Source organism: Streptomyces sp. NBC_00286 (assembly GCF_036173125.1).
Taxonomy (GTDB): Bacteria; Actinomycetota; Actinomycetes; order Streptomycetales; family Streptomycetaceae; genus Streptomyces.
This window is the reverse complement of record NZ_CP108054.1, coordinates 731378-749379: the sequence shown is the minus strand read 5'-3', so window position 1 is coordinate 749379 and position 18002 is coordinate 731378. Positions and strand designations below refer to the sequence as shown.

At 69.4% G+C, this 18002-nt stretch carries 15 protein-coding genes; 9 read left to right on the top strand and 6 right to left on the bottom strand.

Annotated elements, in window-relative coordinates; translation table 11 throughout:
• Positions 1-46: 46 nt before the first annotated feature.
• Together OHT21_RS03580 and OHT21_RS03575 are read right to left on the bottom strand one after the other, a co-directional pair.
• Entirely contained in the window at positions 47-895 is an 849-nt protein-coding gene (locus OHT21_RS03580) for an oxygenase MpaB family protein (RefSeq protein WP_328766721.1), read from the bottom strand.
• A gap of 306 nt (positions 896-1201) precedes the next feature.
• The gene (locus tag OHT21_RS03575) at positions 1202-3949 is read right to left on the bottom strand and encodes a branched-chain amino acid ABC transporter permease/ATP-binding protein (protein ID WP_328766720.1); all 2748 of its coding nucleotides are present in this window, start codon (positions 3947-3949) and stop codon (positions 1202-1204) included.
• Between the two features lie 173 nt (positions 3950-4122).
• Between OHT21_RS03575 and OHT21_RS03570 the strand changes: the two genes are divergently transcribed.
• Both OHT21_RS03570 and OHT21_RS03565 read left to right on the top strand, forming a co-directional pair.
• On the top strand, positions 4123-5370 hold the full coding sequence (locus OHT21_RS03570) for an ABC transporter substrate-binding protein (RefSeq protein ID WP_328766719.1): 1248 nt from the start codon (positions 4123-4125) through the stop codon (positions 5368-5370).
• 159 nt (positions 5371-5529) lie between these two features.
• Positions 5530-6279 carry an ABC transporter ATP-binding protein gene (locus OHT21_RS03565; RefSeq protein WP_443050312.1) on the top strand — a complete coding sequence of 250 codons (750 nt, stop codon included), beginning with the start codon at positions 5530-5532 and terminating at the stop codon, positions 6277-6279.
• A gap of 13 nt (positions 6280-6292) precedes the next feature.
• Here the strand turns inward: OHT21_RS03565 and OHT21_RS03560 are convergent, their stop codons facing one another.
• The 3 genes from OHT21_RS03560 to OHT21_RS03550 are packed head-to-tail and all read right to left on the bottom strand — an operon-like array spanning position 6293 to position 8540.
• Positions 6293-6820, bottom strand: coding sequence for an NUDIX hydrolase family protein (locus OHT21_RS03560; protein WP_328773947.1), 528 nt, complete (start codon positions 6818-6820; stop codon positions 6293-6295).
• Between the two features lie 32 nt (positions 6821-6852).
• Entirely contained in the window at positions 6853-7827 is a 975-nt protein-coding gene (locus tag OHT21_RS03555) for a pyridoxal-phosphate dependent enzyme (protein ID WP_328766718.1), read from the bottom strand.
• Complete coding sequence (locus OHT21_RS03550) at positions 7824-8540, bottom strand: helix-turn-helix transcriptional regulator (protein WP_328766717.1); 717 nt, start codon at positions 8538-8540, stop codon at positions 7824-7826. Before OHT21_RS03550 ends, OHT21_RS03555 begins: the two co-directional genes overlap by 4 nt.
• 210 nt (positions 8541-8750) lie before the next feature.
• On the opposite strand from OHT21_RS03550, the gene OHT21_RS03545 reads away from it, so the two are divergent.
• The gene (locus tag OHT21_RS03545; protein WP_328766716.1) at positions 8751-9527 is read left to right on the top strand and encodes an alpha/beta fold hydrolase; all 777 of its coding nucleotides are present in this window, start codon (positions 8751-8753) and stop codon (positions 9525-9527) included.
• Here the strand turns inward: OHT21_RS03545 and OHT21_RS03540 are convergent.
• Complete coding sequence (locus OHT21_RS03540) at positions 9507-10214, bottom strand: AAA family ATPase (protein WP_328766715.1); 708 nt, start codon at positions 10212-10214, stop codon at positions 9507-9509. The two genes, OHT21_RS03545 and OHT21_RS03540, sit on opposite strands and share 21 nt — an antisense overlap.
• A gap of 160 nt (positions 10215-10374) precedes the next feature.
• On the opposite strand from OHT21_RS03540, the gene OHT21_RS03535 reads away from it, so the two are divergent.
• From OHT21_RS03535 to OHT21_RS03510, 6 genes are all read left to right on the top strand, one after another.
• Positions 10375-12450, top strand: a complete 2076-nt coding sequence (locus OHT21_RS03535) for a pectinesterase family protein (RefSeq protein WP_328766714.1) — start codon at positions 10375-10377, stop codon at positions 12448-12450.
• A gap of 111 nt (positions 12451-12561) precedes the next feature.
• Positions 12562-13245 carry a helix-turn-helix domain-containing protein gene (locus OHT21_RS03530; RefSeq protein ID WP_328766713.1) on the top strand — a complete coding sequence of 228 codons (684 nt, stop codon included), beginning with the start codon at positions 12562-12564 and terminating at the stop codon, positions 13243-13245.
• Between the two features lie 42 nt (positions 13246-13287).
• A complete protein-coding gene (locus OHT21_RS03525) occupies positions 13288-14625 on the top strand; it encodes a M24 family metallopeptidase (RefSeq protein WP_328766712.1) in 1338 nt (445 codons plus the stop codon).
• Positions 14622-15626, top strand: a complete 1005-nt coding sequence (locus tag OHT21_RS03520) for a thiamine pyrophosphate-dependent dehydrogenase E1 component subunit alpha (protein WP_328766711.1) — start codon at positions 14622-14624, stop codon at positions 15624-15626. The genes OHT21_RS03525 and OHT21_RS03520 overlap by 4 nt, the downstream gene beginning before the upstream one ends.
• Positions 15614-16594 carry an alpha-ketoacid dehydrogenase subunit beta gene (locus tag OHT21_RS03515; RefSeq protein ID WP_328766710.1) on the top strand — a complete coding sequence of 327 codons (981 nt, stop codon included), beginning with the start codon at positions 15614-15616 and terminating at the stop codon, positions 16592-16594. Before OHT21_RS03520 ends, OHT21_RS03515 begins: the two co-directional genes overlap by 13 nt.
• 22 nt (positions 16595-16616) lie before the next feature.
• The gene (locus OHT21_RS03510) at positions 16617-17981 is read left to right on the top strand and encodes an amidohydrolase family protein (protein WP_328766709.1); all 1365 of its coding nucleotides are present in this window, start codon (positions 16617-16619) and stop codon (positions 17979-17981) included.
• The last annotated feature ends 21 nt before the right edge of the window (positions 17982-18002 follow it).

The window sequence follows — 18002 nt, the reverse complement described above, 5'->3', positions numbered from 1 at the left end:
CACCATGGCCGCTCTCGAAAAGCGCGCCCCCAGTCCCTCAACTCCCTTAGCGCTCAAGCTTCTTGAGCTGTGCGTTGGTGCGGCGGGTCCGCCGGAGGCGCTCGGGAAGCGGTGTGCGGTAGTCGGGCAGTAGGCGCTGAGCGCGGAACGCGGACTTCAGGAAGAGGCGGACGGTACGCTCGCGGCGGGGGCTGATCCAGCCGATCCGGTGGAGTCGGCAGACCCGCTCGCCGGCGAGGTACCGGGTCAGGTCCCTGCCGAACGCCCGTAAGGGCGCAGGGAACCAGCGCTCGGCAAAGAAGTCCATCATCGCGGTCGCCACACGATGGCCCGACTCGGTCTGTTCGTACGGACGGGACTCGAACTCCAAGGCGAACTCGGTCATCGCGTTCCAGTCCTCGGGGAACGCCTCGTCGGTCAAGGGGCCGGACTCGCGTTCCAGGAGGCGGAAGAGCGCCTGCGCCCAGCGGTGCCACGCGATCTTCATGGGTTCGCTCATGCCGGGCAGGCCCAGCGAGGTCTGCAGGCGGTCGCCGAACGTGGCCAGCAGGACCAGGGGATAGACGAAGTCGTCGATGTGGTCGAAGTTGCCGGGCAGTTGCGGGGTCCTGCGGGCGACGCTCAGGTGGATGCGGTTCAGCCGTGCGGCGGCCTTGCGGCCCGCCGCGCTGGATAAGCCATCCACCATCCAGGCCATCAGGAAGTCGTTGCCGTCCTGGAAACGCCGGTGGGGTCTCGTCTCCAGCTTCGAGGTGTGGGCCAGGGTGGCGGCCCCCATACTCGGCTGCATCATGCGCATGGTGCCCGGATAGATCATCATCGCCAGGGCGAACTTTGGGACGCGGTGGCTGACGTAGAGCGAGATCATCCGCTCCCAATCGGTCTCCGGGTCCATTCGAGCCAGTTCGCGGTCCACCCACTTGTACCCACGGCGCAACGTCGGTTCCCCCAGCCTCGTAGCCAGGCGGCTGCACCGCCGTGGCTCCTGTCGGAATATGGCTGAGAGGACGCTCGGGCTTCCGCTTCCCGATGCCAGGGCTCGCCGTGATTTAGATCACGATCAAGCCCGGGGCGAGGCCCGCGGCTCGAGCCGCTGGATCACCAGCGACGTCGACCGGGCCCTGGCGGCAGTCTGGTCCGTGACCCGTCGCAGGCGGTGGCCTCGGTGTCCACCGCCTGCGCGCGCACCTCCGACAGGAACCTAGGCGCTCACCGGATCACCCTCCGCCCCGGGCACGGCATCCACTGCCTCCTCCGGCGACAGGTCGCCCAAGTAGGCCGCCCGCACGGCCGGATCGGCGCGTACCTCGTCCGGGGTGCCGACGCTGATCCGGCGGCCGAAGTCGAGGACGACGACCTGGTCGCAGACGCTCATGACCATGTCGACGTCGTGCTCGACGAGCAGTACCCCCATGCCCCAGTCCTCGGCGAGTCGCCGTACCAGGCGGGCCAGTTCGCGGGTCTCGTCGTCCGACAGGCCGGCCGCCGGCTCGTCGAGGAGGAGGACGGACGGCGAGGTTGCCACCGCGCGGGCGATGGCCAGCAGCCGCCGCTCCCCGTACGACAGGTCGCCCACCGAACGGTCCAGGCTGCCCTCAAGCCCGAACTCCCGCACCGCGACGAGTACTTGGGCGGGCAGAGGGCGGCTTCCGGGACGTATCAGATCCTTGAGGTACGTCCACGGGCCGGGCCGGTCGCAGGCCGCGTACAGGTTGTCCAGGACCGTCATGTCCTCGAAGAGTTCCAGTGACTGAAAGGACCGGCTCAGGCCCGCGCGGGCCCGCAGGTGCACGGAGGCGCCGGTCAGGTCCCGGTCGCCGAGGCGTACGGTGCCGGAGGCGGGCCGGGTGAATCCGGTGACCGCGTCGATGGCGGAGGTCTTGCCCGCGCCGTTCGGGCCGATGAGACCGGTGACCCGGCCGGGCTCGATGGCGAAGGAGAGGTCGTCGACGGCGACGACACCGCCGTAGCGCACGGTCAGGCCGCTGACGCGGAGGGGGAGGGGCGCCGCACGGTGGGCGTCCGGCACGGACTCGGGAGGCGTCGCCGGTGGGCCCGCCGCCCGGTCGTCGGAGCGCTTCCGGAGCAGCTTGCGCTCGACTGCCGCCGTCTGCTTGCCCAGCCCTTGCCCGATCCCGTCCTGGTTGCCCACCAGGGTGAGCAGCAGAATGATCCCGCCGATCAGCGGCATCCACTCGCTCAGCCCCGGTACCACCAGATCCCCGAAGCGGGCGCCGATCGTGCCTGCGGCGAACGTGGCGCCGAACAGCGGGCCCACGAGGAAACCGACGCCGCCGATGACGGCGAGGCCGAGCGCGGTGATGGAGTCGAAGCTCGCGAAGTCGGAGAAGACCACCGAGGTCGAGCGGAAGCCGGTGAGGACCCCGGCGAGCGCGGCGATCGCCGCCGACACCCCGAACGCGTACAGCTTCGTGGCGCGGACGCCGATGCCGAGTGCGGCAGCGGCCCGCTCGTTGGCGCGCACCGCGATCAGCCGGCGGCCGCTGCGGCTGCGTCGGAGGTTGGCCACGACCAGCGCGGCACCGACGAAGAGAAGCAGCACCAGGGCCGCGTACCGCTGTGGATGGTCGACGCCGGAGATGTCGATGCCGAAGAGCGTCTGCTTGCCCACCGCGATGCCGTCGCTGCCGGGTGTGGTGGCGAGGTCGGTGTTCTGGAAGACCATCACCTCGAGCGTGGTGCCGAGGCCGAGGGTGATGATCGCGAGGTTGACTCCACGGGTGCGGACCGCGGGCAGGGCGAACAGGAGGCCGATCGGTACAGTCCCCAACACGCCTGCCAGCAGGGCGAGTTCGAAGGGCCAGCCCCAGTCGGCGACCGCGTGCCCGGCGATGAAGGCGCCGGTTCCGGCGAGTGCGTACGCAGCGAGGGAGACCTGGCCCGCGTAGCCGGTGACCACCACGATCGACAGGATGATCAAGGAGAGCACCAGCGTGTTGGTGATCGCGTCGGCCCACTGTGGCGTGGACAGCGCCACCAGCAGCAGGGCGACGGCCACAGCTATCGCAAGCGCCACGGGCCGTACGCGTCCGGTGCCGAGCGCCGGCAGCCGGTCGAGGAACGTGCCGCGCAGCGGCAGCGCCCGGCCGCGGGCCACCAGGACCAGGGCGATGACGAGGAACGGCACGGAAGCCGCGAGGCCCGTGATGTCCGTGCCGTAGCGGGTCAGTTCGGACTGCACGATGCCGATGACGAGGCCGCCCGCCAGGGTGACGGGGAACGAGGAGAACCTGCCGACCAGGGCGGCGGCCAGCGCGCTCAGCAGGAGCGTGGTCAGCCCGCTCACAGACAGGCCGATGACCGGCACGATCAGGATGCCGGTCAGCCCCGCGAGCGCCGAGCCGAGTCCCCAGTTGGCGGCAGCGATCAGATCCGCGGACCAGCCGAGCGAGGAGGCGGCTGCCTGGTTCTCCGCGACTGCCGTGGTGCCGAGCCCGAACAGGCTGCGCTTGTAGAGGAGATGGAGCGCGACGGTGATGGCGATCGCGATGGCGAGCAGCCAGATGCGGTCCTCGGACACCGTCGCCCCGGCCACTTCCACCAGGTCGGACGGCAGTTTGCCGGGTACGAGCTGCACGCTGTCGCCGTACCGTTTCACGGCGGCGGCGGTGAGCACGATGAACACCGCCAGGGTGCCCACTAGCCGGGCCAGTGAGGAGGCCCGGCGCAGCGGGCGCATCACCAGCAGATGGGTGAGCACCCCCAGTAGCCCGGCCACCAGGACCCCGCAGCCGACGGCGGTCCAGTAGGGCACGCCGTGCTGCGTGGCGAGCTCCCATTGCACATAGGCGGCGGTCATCCCGATCGCGCCATGCGCGAAGTTCAGGACGCCGGAGCCTCTGTAGATCAGCACGATGCCTTGTGCGGTGAGCGCGTAGAGCGCACCGAGCCCGAGGCCCAGAAGCGCGAAGCGCAGGATGTCGTCCACCAGATGAACCTCCAGGGCTCCATGAGTAGCGAACGCCCGATGCTGCGACAAGACCGTACAGCACATTTATTTAAATAATTATGGCAAGAGTACTTCTCTAACGACACTTCCCACTCCATGCTGGTCGCGTCTCAACGTCGCCCGTCCGGGGCGCGAGCCTTCGCGGAGGAATCATGAACAACCCACGCCGACGCAGAAGTACCGCAGCGAGCTGTCTCGCGATGACCGGAGCCCTGCTCGCCGCCGGCTGCGGTGGTGGTGCCGAGGAGGAGCCCACCGGCAGCGCGGCCGCCGCGTCCGCGCTGACCGGCGCACAGGTCAAGGTGATGGTCTGGGCACCGGAGAACACCCAGGGCAGCGCACAGCCCGGCGTCCGGATCACGGCCCAGGCGTACGAGAAGTGGATCAACGCGAACGGCGGCATCAAGGGCGGCCCGCTCAAGGTCCTCACCTGCAACGAGAAGAACGACCCCGACGAGGCCGAGAACTGCGCCCAGCAGGCGGTCAGCGAGAAAGTGGTCGCGGTGGTCGGCTCGTACAGCCTCGCCGGCGACCGCTACATGCCGATCCTCGAGAAGGCCGGCATCCCCTACATCGGCGGGACCGGAGTGTCGGCCGCGGAGTTCTCCAACCCGCTGTCCTTCCCGGTCAACGGCGGCACCCCCGTGGTCTTCGCCGCGCACGGACAGCAGCTGGTGGAGGCGGGCTGCGAGAAGATCTCCGGGGTGCGGTACGACGTCGCCGCCGCCGCGATCGTCAGCCAGTTCCTCGGCCTCGGCGTGACCTCCGCCGGCGGTAAGCCGCCCAAGGACCTGAAGGTGCCGGTGACCGCCACCGACCTCGCCCCGCAGGTGGCCGCCGCGACCAGGGACAGCGACTGCGTCAGCGTCATCCTGGGCACGCACTCGGACCTGTTCGTGAAGGCGTATGTGCAGTCCGGCGCCAAGACCGAACTCGGCAGCGTCGTCGGCAACCTCACCCCCGAACTGGCGGCAACCACCGGCGGCAGCAGCAGCCCGCTGGACGGCTCCGCCATCACCGGCTACTACCCGCCCATCTCCGACCCCGCCTGGAAGGACGCCGTCGCTGCCCTCGAGGGCAAGGACGTGGACCTCTCCAACGGGGCCAACGCGACGACCTGGGTGGCGTTCAAGGTCTTCAGCGAGGCCGCCGCGAAGCTGCCGGAGATCACCTCAAAGGCCCTGGTCGAGGAGCTCAACACGTCGAAGGGCATCAACACAGGGGGCTTGACTCCGCCGCTGACCTGGACGGACGCGACCGCGCTGCCCATGAAGGGGCTGAACCGGATCCACAACACCACCGCCACTGAACTGGTGTTGAAGGACGGGAAGATCGAGTGGGCGGAGTCGGGGTCGGACTTCGTCGACATGCGCAAGGCGCTTACGCGATCCGCTGGTTAGGCAGTTTGACGCTGCGGGTCCGTTGTGGCTGGTCGCGCCCGCGCGGCGAAGCCGCAAATTGACTCAGCCCCGCGCCCCTAACGGGGCGCGGAAGTGCCCCGGACGTCGGCAAGGCCGCGGAAGCGGAAACCCACCCCAACCCATGGAAGGAGAAGACCTGTGGCCACCAGCGCACCCGACCGCCCGGGCGCCATAAGCGAGGCGTCCGCCCAGGCTCTGATCGCGACCCGCGCCCTGTCCGCCGGGTACGGCACCCAGCCCGTCGTGCGCGACCTCGATATCGAGGTGCGGCCCGGTGAGGTCGTCGCGCTGCTCGGGCCCAACGGTGCGGGCAAGACGACGACGCTGCGGGTGCTCGCCGGCGATCTGGCGCCGATGAGCGGCGAGGTGCGCTGGCTGGGCGGTGCGGGCCGGGCGCCGCTGCACCGCCGGGCCCGGCAGGGGCTCGCCTACGTCGGTGAGCGTGCGGTCTTCACCCGGCTCGATGTGGCCGAGAACCTGCGGGTCGGCCGGGTGGAGGCGGCCCGCGCCCTGGAGCTCTTCCCCGAACTCGAGAAACGGCTCAGGACCGGGGCGGGCATGATCTCCGGCGGCGAGCAGCAGATGCTCTCCCTCGCGCGCGCCCTGTGCCGCTCGCCCCGGCTGCTCCTCGCCGACGAACTGTCGCTCGGGCTCGCCCCGTTGGTGGTCGAACGCCTGCTGCGCGCGGTGCGCGAAGCCGCCGACCGGGGCCTCGGGGCGCTGCTGGTCGAGCAGCACGTACGCAAGGTGCTGGACATCGCGGACCGGGTGTACGTACTACGCCGGGGCCGCATCGAGATGACCGGCACCCCGCGCGAACTGCGCGAGAACCTGGACGCCGTCGAGTCCTCCTACCTCGCCCGGCCGGGGACTTCGGCGTCCACGTGACGTCACCGCACGCTTAGGGCAGGCAGCCGACATGGGCGAGGGCCTGATGCAAGAGCACTCCCTGCCCGCCCGGCATTTCGCTCCTGACCAGCTCCGCCGCGGCCTCCTGGGGGCTGAACCACACCAGGTCCAGCGCATCCTGGCGAGGACGGCAGTCGCCGGTCACCGGGACGATATAGGCGAGGGCGACCGCGTGCTGGCGGGGGTCGTGGAACGGTGTGATCCCCTGCGTCGGGAAGTACTCGGCGACCGTGAAGGGCTGCAGAGAGGCGGGGACCTGGGGCAGTGCCATCGGGCCGAGATCCTTCTCCAGGTGGCGCAGCAGGGCGTCCCGGACGCGTTCGTGGTGCAGCACGCGGCCGGAGACGAGGTTGCGGCTGACCGTTCCGTCCGACCCGATGCGCAGCAGGAGCCCGATACTGGTGACCTCGCCGCTGTCGTCGACTCTCACGGGTACGGCCTCGACGTACAGGATCGGCATGCGGTCGCGCGCATACTCGAGTTCGTCGGGACTCAGCCAGCCGGGCGTGGTTTCGGTCATGTCAGACATTCGCTGATCATACTTTCCGTCGCTCAGCTTGCGCTCCCGCACAGTTCTGCGAAGCGCCGGACGCCGATGTTGCCGCCGGAGATGATCACGCCGACGCGGGACGGGAGCCGCTCGACGCGACCGGCCAGCAGGGCGGCCAGGGGGGTGGCGCCACTGGGCTCCACGATGATCTTCAGCCGCTCGAACGCGAACCGCATCGCGTCACGGATCTCGTCATCGGTCACCAGGAAGATGTCGTCGACCAGACGCTGATTGACCGAGAACGTCAGCTCGCCGGGGATCTCCGCCGCCTGCCCGTCGGCGATCGTGCGCGGCACCGGGATGGAGACGCGCCGGCCGGCCTCGAGGGACCGCTTGGTGTCGTCCCCGGACTCCGGCTCGATACCGATCATCCGGATCCCGCTGTGCAGGCCCTTGGCCGCCGTGGCGCTGCCCGCCATCAGCCCGCCCCCGCCGACCGGCGTGATCAGGGCGTCCAACTCCCCGGTCTCCTCGATCAGTTCGAGGGCTGCGGTGCCCTGCCCCGCGATCACCTGCGGATGCTCGTACGGCGGGATGAGCGCAAGGCCGCGATCCGCGGCGAGGGCCTCGCCGATGGCCGTACGGTCGCCGGTGTAGCGGTCGTACGTCACGATCTCCGCGCCGTAACCGGCGGTGGCATCCAACTTGGACTGCGGCGTGTCCTCCGGCATGAGGATCACCGCCGTGGTGCCCAACTCCCGTGCGGCGAGGGCGACGGCCTGGGCGTGGTTGCCCGAGGAGTAGGCGGCGATGCCCTTTGCCAGCTGCTCCGGCGACAGGCGGGACGCGGTGTTGTAGGCGCCGCGGAACTTGAACGCGCCGATGCGCTGGAAGTTCTCGCACTTCAGGAAGACCTGGGCGCCGACGAGCGCATCCAGAGTGCGCGAACGCAGTACGGGGGTCCGGTGGGCCACGCCCTTGATCTGCGCGGCGGCGTCGCGGACGTCGTCGAGGGTGACCGGGGGAGTGTGGGTCATGGCTTCGCTCCGTCGGGGTGGTGGGTGGTGCCGGGCTCGGTGCCGTCCGTCGTGGAGGCGTGGAGCGTCGCCCGGGCATCGGACAGGTAGTTGTAGGCGGAGGCCCGGGAGATGCCGAGCCGGGCGGCGACCTGCTCGACCGCGCGTCGTACGGCGAAGACGCCGCGCTCGTCCAGGCTGCGGAACAACTCGAGGCGGCCGGCGCGGTCGAGTTCCGACCAGGTCTTGTTCTGCCGCAGCTGATGGCTGTCGACGATGGCGTCCACGACGGAGCCGATGTCGTTGCCGAACGTCGTGGTCGGCACGGCGGCCGGTCCGGCGGCGACCCCCGCGAGCTCGCCGATCAGGGCGTGGGCCTGGTTGACGGCGGTGATGTCGAGATTGACGCACAGGGCGCCGAACACCGTGCCGGAGGAGTCGCGCAGGACCATCGTCGACGACTTGACGATCTTCCCCGTACGGGTACGGGTGAGGTAGTTCAACTCGTCGCGCGCCTCGTCACCGCGGGCCAGGATGCCCATCCCGATCTCGCTCATCGCCCCGCCGACAGCGCGCCCCGTCACCGAGCCCGCGATGGCGACCACGGATTCCTCCGGCCGCCGGAAGTCGTGCACGACCACCTCACAGAACGAGCCGAATGTCGCCGCGATGCCGTCGATGACGGGGGTGAGTGCGGCGATGATCGCGTCCTGCTCGTCGGTGGCGGTGGACATCACGTGCTCCAGGTTCTGGATGGAGGGGGTATCGGGTCTATCCGGTCTGGACATCCAGTCCAGTGCCTAGACTACACATCCAGAGGCGGATTTCGTACGGTGCTCATCCGGCCGTCCCTCCCCATGTGCCGGTCGGGACCGCATCCGGAGACCTACGGTGTGTAGTCGTGGTCCCCGTGCGGGACGGTGGACCGGAGGAGAGGGGGCGATATGACCGCAGTGTTCGTTCACGGTGTGCCCGAGACCGGTCAGTTGTGGGACCGGCTCCGTGCGCGCCTCTCGACCGACTCGATCGCCTTGGACCTGCCGGGGTTCGGCGTGCCGACTCCGAACGGTTTCGGGGCGACCATGGACGAGTACGGCCAGTGGCTGGAGCGGGCGTTGCGCGAGATCGACGGGCCGATCGACCTGGTCGGGCACGACTGGGGTGCGCTGTTCGTGGCGCGGGCCGCCGGGAACTCCGCCCTTCCCGTGCGGAGTTGGGTCATCGACGTGGCCGGGATCCTGCACCCGGACTACGTCTGGCACGAGTTCGCCCAGCTCTGGCAGACGCCGGGGGCGGGGGAGCAGTGGGCGAAGGCCTCGGTCGAGGCCGCTCCGGGAAGTCCGGAGAGTCCCGCTGCGCAGCTCAAGGGGGCCGGTGTGCCGGCCGAGGACGCCGAGACGTTGGGTGAGCGGCTCGACGCCACCATGGCCGCGTGCATCCTTGCCCTCTATCGCTCGGCGACGCCCAACCCGTATGCCCGCGCGGCGGCCGAGTTCTCCAGGCCCGCCTCCGCGCCGGGGCTGGTGCTCCAGGCCGTACTCGACCCCTTCGACGACCTGGCGGCCTCCGACGAGACGGCCGCCCGCCTCGGCGCCCGCACCGAGCGGCTTGAGGGAGTGGGCCACTGGTGGATGCTGGAGGACCCCGACACCGCGGCCGCCGTACTGGAACGGTTCTGGGTGGAGGCGGCTGACGGGCGGTCAGTCGAGGACATGCCGTAGATAGGCCTGCGGGTCGGCGAGATAGCGGCGCCAGTGGTCGACCAGGGCGAGTTCGCCCCACTGAACCCGGTGCATGCCGTGCTCGCCGACCTCGACGATGTCCGCACCGGGCAGCGCCGTCAGCAGCGGAGAGTGGGTGGCGCAGATGACCTGGCCGCCCTGCTGCGTCAACTGGTCGATATGGCCGAGCAGTTCGAGGCAGGACGAGAACGACAGCGCCGCCTCCGGCTCGTCCATCACATACAGCCCGGGCTGCAGGAACTTCCCCCGGAACGCTGCCAGAAAGCCCTCGCCGTGGCTGACGGAATCCGGTGCGAACCCTTCCCGGCGCAGTGCGTCCATCGCCGTCTCGGCCCGCAGAAAGAACCCCTTGCGGGCGGACCAACTGCCCAGCATGCGCCGTCCGCCCGGCGCCGCGTCGAACCGGATCCGCTCACCCAGCACCGACTTGCCGCGGCGGCTCGCATAACGCCAGTCGTGTGAGCCGCCCCAGGGGTCCAGCCCGAAGCCCTCCGCCAAGGCCTCGACCAGTGTCGACTTGCCCGAACCGTTCTCCCCGACCAGAAAAGTCACCGGAGCGGTGAACCGCAGCCCATCCGCCAGAAGCCGACGAACACAGGGCACGGACCAGGGCCACTCGTCATCCTCGTACGTGGACACGTGTGCGTACGCGCGTTCGATGATCACACGCCGAGTTTCTCATGGGGCACTGACAGGGCGCTGATGCCCTCCGCCCGGCCAGGACGTGTCGAAATTTTCGCGGCAGGAAACGCGGCAACCCTTTCGCCCGGCGCGGCAACTGCCTTGCGGCAATGCACGACTTCATGTCACCAGGGCGGTTGAAGTAATGGAAGCGAAGCAGCAGAAGGCGCGGCACCGCAGGCGCAAGGTCGGTCTGTCGATCGGGATCCCGGTGGCGGTGGCCGCGGCGGCGGGCATGGCGTACGGCACGGATCTGGGTGTGTTCGGCGAGGACGCGCAGCGCAGCGCCTCGGCGGCGACCGTGGCCCCGGCGTGGGCCGATGACGTCGCCGACGGCTTCGCGTCGGTCAACTCGCAGGGGCAGAACGGCACTTACGGCGGCCGCGACGGCAAGACAGTCACCGTGAAGACCCTTGCCGATCTGGAGAAGTACGCGACGGCCCCGGAGCCGTACGTCATCGTCGTGGCCGGGACCATCAACATGAACCCCAAGGGCAAGGAGATCAAGGTCGCCTCGGACAAGACGATCGTCGGCTCGGGGACCTCCGGGCAGATCGTCGGGGGCGGCTTCTTCCTCGGCCAGGGTGTGCACAACGTGATTATCCGGAACCTGACGATCCGGGACTCGTACGCCGGTGAGTGGAACGACAAGGACAACGACTTCGACGCCATCCAGATGGACGGCGCGCACCACGTCTGGATCGACCACAACGACCTGCGGCACATGGCCGACGGACTGATCGACAGCCGTAAGGACACCACCAATGTGACGGTGTCCTGGAACAAGCTGAGCGACAACAACAAGACCTTCGGCATCGGCTGGACCGAGAACACCACGGCCGATCTCACGATCCACCACAACTGGTTCCGCGAGACCGAGCAGCGCAACCCGTCCACCGACAACGTGGCCCACGCGCACCTCTACAACAACTACCTGCAGGACGTGCCGAACACGGACATCACCACGTCCTACGGCAACTACGCGCGCGGCAAGACGAAGATGGTGCTGGAGAACAGCGTCTTCGAGGGGCTCAAGAACCCCGTCACCAAGGACAGCACCGCGGCGGTGGTCCAGCGCGGCAACGTCTTCTCCGGCACCAGCGGCCGTAACGAGAGTGGGGGCACGGCCTTCGACCCGAAGAGCTTCTACAAGTACACCCTCGACAAGGCGGCCGACGTTCCGGCGCTGCTCAAGTCCGGAGCGGGGCCCCGGACTTCGATCGGTACGACGGCGACTGCAAGTACGAAGGCGAGTGCCGCCGCGACCACGCTCACCGTCGCCAAGGACGGCAGCGGGCAGTACAAGAGCGTCCAGGCCGCGGTCAACGCCGTACCGGCGAACAACACTTCACGGGTCGTCATTTCCATCAAGCCCGGCACCTACCGCGAGCTGGTCAAGGTCCCGCGCGACAAGCCGCATGTGACCTTCCAGGGCACGGGAGCCAGCCGCAAGGACACCGTGATCGTCTTCAACAACGCCGCGGGGACGCCGAAGCCGGACGGTTCGGGGAACTACGGCACCAGCGGCAGCGCGACCGTCGCCGTCGAGGCCGATGACTTCCAGGCCCGTAACCTCACCATCGACAACGACTTCGACGAGGCGAAGAACCAGAGCCTGAACGGACACCAGGCCGTCGCCCTGCGCACCGCCGCCGACAAGATCTTCCTTGACGGCGTCATCGTCACCGGCGACCAGGACACCCTGCTGCTGGACACACAGGCCAAGGACAAGCTCGGCCGCGTCTACGTCAGCAACTCCTACATCGTCGGGAACGTCGACTTCATCTTCGGCCGGGCCAGCGCGGTGATCAACAAGTCGGTGATCACGCTGAAGAAGCGGTGGAACGGCGACTCGGCGGGTTATGTCACGGCGCCCAGCACGGCTGCCAACCGCAAGGGCATCCTGATCGCCAACAGCACCGTCAACGGCGATGTTTCCGCGTCCAGCTTCCACCTGGGCCGCCCCTGGCACGCGGGCGGTGACGCCGCTCTCGACCCGCAGACCACGGTCCGTAACACGTCCCTGAGCAGCGCCATCAAGTCCGCTCCGTGGACCGACATGAGCGGCTTCTCGTGGAAGGACGACCGGTTCGCCGAGTACAAGAACACCGGTCCCGGCTCCGGTTCCGCGAGTGGCGACCGGCCTCAGCTGAGCGATGCCCAGGCCGCCGACCAGGAGATCGGCGACTGGCTGGGCGACTGGAAGCCGAGCGCCTCGTAGGACAGGCGGGGACTTTTCGGTCAGGCCCTCCGCTCGGCTCGATCCCGCTGTTCAATAGGAACTTAGGAACTGTTCAGTGGGAACGAACGATGCCCGTGAGAGGAGCCGTCCGTGTCCCCAGTGGTCGTGCCGCCCGTCGGTGCGCGCATCCGGCAGGCGCGCACCGCGCGGGGCATGAGCCTGCGCGGTCTGGCGAGGGAGATCGGCGTGTCCGCGAGCCTGATTTCGCAGATCGAGACCGGGAAGAGCCAGCCGTCGGTCAGCACGCTGTACGCGATCACCACCGCGCTCTCCATCCCCGTCGAGTCGCTCTTCGACAGCCCCGGCGGCTTCGACGGGGAGGAGACCGCGCCGCTGCCGGCTCCCGCCTCGCCCGTCGCCGGTCCGCCCGTTGCCGGTCCGCCCGGCACCGTCCTGCACGCGCTCGCCGCCTTCGCCGCCGACCCGGGTCACCGGATCGGGCCGCTGGTCAGGGCCGAGGAGCGGGAAGTGCTTGAGCTCGACTCGGGTGTCGTATGGGAGCGCCTTGGCCATGTTCCGGGTGCGGACGTCGACTTCCTGCTGGTGACCTACCGGCCCGGTGGTGCCTCCTCCGGCTCGGGCGGGCTGATGCGGCACCCGGGCACGGAGTACGGCTATCTGACCTCCGGCGAGCTGGTGCTCACCCTCGGCTTCGAGGAGTACACGCTCCGCCCGGGCGACGCGGTCTCCTTCGAGTCGACGACGCCGCACCGCTATCGCAACGACGGCGATGAACCGGCCGTCGGCGTCTGGTTTGTGTTCAGTATGCCTTGACACTCTCCTCGGGCGGTCGTTCACTCGAAGGGGAGGTTCGCCATGGCGATCCGTACGTTCGGGCCCAACGCCGTCGACTGGGAAGAGCGCGTAGACCTCGACCGGCTGCGCAAGGAACGCCTTGCCCGGCTGAACGCCGCGCTGAACCGTTCCGAGCTGGGCGCACTACTCAGCTTCGACTTCTCCAACATCCGCTACATGTCGTCCACCCATATCGGCACCTGGGCGATGGACAAGCTGATCCGTTTCGCGCTGCTCGTCCGCGGCGGCGAACCGGTCGTCTGGGACTTCGGCTCCGCCGCCCGCCACCACCAGCTCTACAACCCCTGGCTCGACTACAGCGACGGCAAGGGCGGCCCGCCCACCGGCGCCCGCGCCGGCATCTCGACCCTTCGCGGCGCCTTCCATCCGGACGCCGGGATCGCCGAGGACGTCGCCGCCAAGATCGCCCAGATGCTGCGCGAACACGGCCTGGCGGGCGAGCCGTTGGGCGTCGACCTGGCCGAGATGCCCGTACTGCACGCCCTCAAGGAAGAGGGCATCGACGTCGTCGACGGCCAGCAGGTCTTCCTGGAGGCCCGCCGTATCAAGACCGGCGATGAGATCTCCCTGCTCACCCAGGCCTGCTCGATGGTCGACGCGGCGTACGAGGAGCTGTACGGCTATCTGCGGCCGGGCGTGCGCGAGAACGAGTGCGTCGGGCTCGTCAGCAAGGTCCTCTACGACCTGGGCAGCGAGTACGTCGAAGGCGTCAACGCCATCTCGGGAGAGCGCTGTTCACCCCACCCGCACGTCTACAGCGACCGCCTGATCCGCCCCGGCGACCCGGCCTTCTTCGACATCCTGCACAGCCACCTCGGCTACCGCACCTGCTACTACCGCACCTTCGCCGTCGGCAGCGCCTCCGCCGCGCAGCGCGACGCGTACGTCCGCTGCCGCGCCTACATGGACGAGGCCATCGCCCTGGTCCGGCCGGGCACCACCACCGCCGACATCGTCCAAGTCTGGCCGCGCGCCGAGGAGTTCGGCTTCCCCGACGAGACGGCAGCCTTCGCCCTGCAGTACGGGCATGGGGTGGGCCTGTCCATCTGGGAGAAGCCCATCTTCAGCCGCCTCGTCTCGCTCGACCATCCCGAAGTCCTCGAAGAGGGCATGGTGTTCGCACTGGAGACGTACTGGCCTGCCGCGGACGGCTGGTCGGCGGCGCGGATCGAGGAGGAGGTCGTCGTCACCGCCGACGGGTGCGAGGTGATCACCAAGTTCCCGGCGGAGGAACTCCTCGTCGCGGGCCGCAAGTACTGGACGGTCGGCGGCGCCCTCAACACCCGCCGTGAGGCCCAGTCCCACCTCAACACCCCCGAGGGCAGGGGCGAGTCATGACCGGCGCGGCATCGACGAATGCGACGAATGCGGGTCAACTCCTCGCGCTCTACGAGCAGATGGCCGTGATCCGGCGTACGGAGAAGGCCGCCCACGACCTGTTCCTGGCCGGCCTCGTCAAGGGCACCACCCACCTTGCCTCCGGCCACGAGGCGATCGCGGTCGGCGCGAGCGCGGCCTTGCGGGACGACGACTACGTGTTCGCGACCTACCGCGGCCACCACCATGCGCTGGCCCGCGGCGCCACCCCCGAGGAATGCCTCGCCGAACTGATGAGCCGCGCCACCGGCCTCTGCAAGGCCAAGGGCGGCTCGATGCACCTCACCAAGGCCTCGCACAACATGCTCGGCTCGTACGCCATCGTCGGCGCCCATCTGCCCATGGCGGTGGGCGCCGCCTGGTCGGCCCGGCTGCGCGGCACCGGACAGATCGCCGTGGCCTTCTTCGGCGACGGCGCGACCAACATCGGGGCCTTCCACGAGGCGCTGAACCTGGCCGCCGTATGGAAACTGCCCGTGCTCTTCGTCTGCGAGAACAACCTCTACATGGAATACACGCCGATCGGCGACGTCACCGCGGTGGCGAACCCCGCCGCGGACCGCGCGCCCGCCTACGGCATCCCCGGCGAGATCGTCGACGGCAACGACGTGGTCCTCGTCCAGGAGGCGGTGGCACGGCTGGCGGACCGGGCCCGTGCGGGAGACGGGCCCAGCCTGCTGGAAGCACAGACCTACCGGCACTTCGGCCACAGCCGCACCGACCCGGCCACCTACCGGCCGGCCGAGGAGGTGGAGCGCTGGCTGAAGCACGACCCGCTGGACCTCGCCCGAGGGCGGCTCGCCGAACTCGGCGTGCCCGAAGAAGCGGTCACCGAAGCCGATGCGCGCGCAACCGACCTCGTACAGCAGGCAGTTGAGGCCGCAAAGCAGGCGCCCGCAGCCGATCCGCGGGAGGCGCTGACCGACGTATGGGCTGACGGAGGTGCGGCGTGGCGGACGTGATCACCTACCGCGAGGCGGTCGCCGAGGGCATCGCGCGCGAGATGCGGCGCGATCCGTCGGTCGTCTGCCTGGGGGAGGACATCGGCGCGGCGGGCGGGGTGTTCAAGACGACCGTCGGGCTGCACAAGGAGTTCGGATCCGAGCGGGTGTGGGACACGCCGATCTCCGAACAGGCCATCGTCGGGGCGGCGATGGGCGCCGCGATGACCGGGATGCGGCCCGTCGCGGAGATCATGTTCTCCGACTTCCTGGCCTGTTGCTGGGACTACCTCGCCAACGAGATACCCAAGGTCCGGTACATGACGGGCGGTCAGGTCACCGTGCCGCTCGTCGTCCGCACGGCCAACGGCGGCGGTCTCGGCTTCGGCGCCCAGCACTCCCAGGCCACCGAGAACTGGGCGTTCACCGTCCCCGGACTGAAGATCGCGGCACCCGCCACGCCCGCGGACGTGATCGGCATGATGGCCGCCGCCATCCGCAGCGACGACCCGGTGGTCTTCTTCGAGCACAAGGGACTGTTCGCGACCAAGGGGCCGCCCGCACCACCGGACCACATCGTCGAGCTGGGGCAGGCCGCCGTCGTACGCGAAGGCGCCGACGTCACGCTCGTCGCCCTCGCCTCGATGGTGCCCGTGGCGCTGACGGCCGCCGAACGGCTGGCCGAGGAGGACATCGACGCCGAGGTGATCGACCTGCGCTGCCTGGTGCCGCTGGACACGCGCACGGTGCTCGGTTCCCTCGCGAAGACCTCGCGGCTCGTGACCGTCGAGGAGAACCCCTACCAGGGCGGATGGGGCGGCACCCTCGTATCGGTCGTCGCCGACGAGGGATTCGGCCTCCTCGACGCGCCCGTACGCCGGGTCGCGGCCGAGTGCGTGCCGCTGCCCTTCGCGGACGCGCTCGAAGAACAGGTCATCCCCACCGCCGACAAGGTCGTGACGACGGTCCGGCAGCTCACCGCGTACTGAACACAGCATGGGAGGAAGGCCGATGACCAGTCGGATGCTTCTGCGCTCGGGCCACGTGATCTCGATGGACCCCGGCATCGGGGACCTGCCCGAGGGCGATGTACTGATCGAGGACGGGAAGATCACGGCGGTCGAACCGCGGATAGACGCCGAAGTCGACGCCGAAGTCCTCGACATGACCGGCCGCATCGTCGTGCCGGGCTTCGTCGACACCCACCGCCACACCTGGGAGGCGCCCATCCGCGGCTGCGCGCCCAATGCCACGCTCGACGACTACTTCGTCGAAGTCCTCGACACCTTCGCACCCGTCTACGGCCCCGAGGACGTGTACGCGGGCAACCTCGCGGGCTCCCTCGAGTGCCTGAACGCCGGGATCACCACGCTCGTCGACTGGTCGCACATCAACAACACACCCGAGCATCCCGACGCCGCCGTGCGGGCGCTGAGCGAGACCGGGATCCGCGCCCAGTACGCGTACGGCAGCGCCAACACCTCGCTCGCCGACTACTGGTTCGACAGCAAGATCGCCATACCGGCCGACGACGTACGACGGATGAGGGAGCGTCACTTCGCCTCCGACGACAGCCTGCTGACCATGGCGCTCGCCACCCGCGGCCCGGGATTCTGCATCAACGACGTCGTCGAGGCCGAGTGGCGCCTCGCGCGCGAGCTGGACATCCCGATCACCGTGCACGTCGGCATGGGCCGACTGGCCGGCCGCTTCGGGATGGTCAAGCAACTGCACGACCTCGGGCTGCTCGGCTCCGACACCACCTACGTCCACTGCTGCTACTTCAGCGAGGAGGAGTGGCGGATGGTCGCCGACAGCGGCGGCACGGTCTCCATCGCGCCGCAGGTGGAGCAGCAGATGGGGCACGGCTGGCCGCCCGTCATGAAGGCGATCGAGTACGGGCTGCGGCCGAGCCTGAGCATCGACGTGGTCACCACCGTGCCCGGCGACATGTTCACCCAGATCCGCGCGGCCTTCGGCGGCGAGCGCGCCCGGGTGAACGCCGAGTGCTGGCAGGCCGACACACCCGTTCCCGCAACGATGCTGACCGCACGTCAGATGCTGGAGATCGCCACCGTCAACGGCGCACATGTCGCGGGACTCGAGCACCGCACCGGCTCACTGACCCCCGGCAAACGTGCCGACATCGTCGCCATCGACGCGACGGCCCTCAACATCGCGCCCCTCATCGACCCCGTGGCCGCGGTGACCCTGTGCGCCGACGTGTCCAACGTCGACACGGTCGTCGTCGACGGCACGGTCCGCAAGCGCGACGGCAAGCTGCTCGCCGACACCGAGCGGGCGCGGCGGCTGGTCGAGGAGTCCCGCGACCGGCTGGTGGCGGCGGTCGAGGCCCGCAAGAAGCAGCAGGCGTGAGGGAGCCCGGACACAGGGCGC

Excerpts from the sequence above, each read along its gene's own strand:
- OHT21_RS03570 (WP_328766719.1), top strand. The coding sequence starts at position 4,123 with ATGAACAACCCACGCCGACGCAGAAGTACCGCAGCGAGCTGTCTCGCG.
- OHT21_RS03555 (WP_328766718.1), bottom strand. The coding sequence starts at position 7,827 with ATGACCCACACTCCCCCGGTCACCCTCGACGACGTCCGCGACGCCGCC.
- OHT21_RS03580 (WP_328766721.1), bottom strand. The coding sequence starts at position 895 with ATGGACCCGGAGACCGATTGGGAGCGGATGATCTCGCTCTACGTCAGC.
- OHT21_RS03560 (WP_328773947.1), bottom strand. The coding sequence starts at position 6,820 with ATGACCGAAACCACGCCCGGCTGGCTGAGTCCCGACGAACTCGAGTAT.
- OHT21_RS03520 (WP_328766711.1), top strand. The coding sequence starts at position 14,622 with ATGACCGGCGCGGCATCGACGAATGCGACGAATGCGGGTCAACTCCTC.
- OHT21_RS03550 (WP_328766717.1), bottom strand. The coding sequence starts at position 8,540 with ATGTCCACCGCCACCGACGAGCAGGACGCGATCATCGCCGCACTCACC.
- OHT21_RS03545 (WP_328766716.1), top strand. The coding sequence starts at position 8,751 with ATGACCGCAGTGTTCGTTCACGGTGTGCCCGAGACCGGTCAGTTGTGG.
- OHT21_RS03525 (WP_328766712.1), top strand. The coding sequence starts at position 13,288 with ATGGCGATCCGTACGTTCGGGCCCAACGCCGTCGACTGGGAAGAGCGC.
- OHT21_RS03535 (WP_328766714.1), top strand. The coding sequence starts at position 10,375 with ATGGAAGCGAAGCAGCAGAAGGCGCGGCACCGCAGGCGCAAGGTCGGT.
- OHT21_RS03510 (WP_328766709.1), top strand. The coding sequence starts at position 16,617 with ATGACCAGTCGGATGCTTCTGCGCTCGGGCCACGTGATCTCGATGGAC.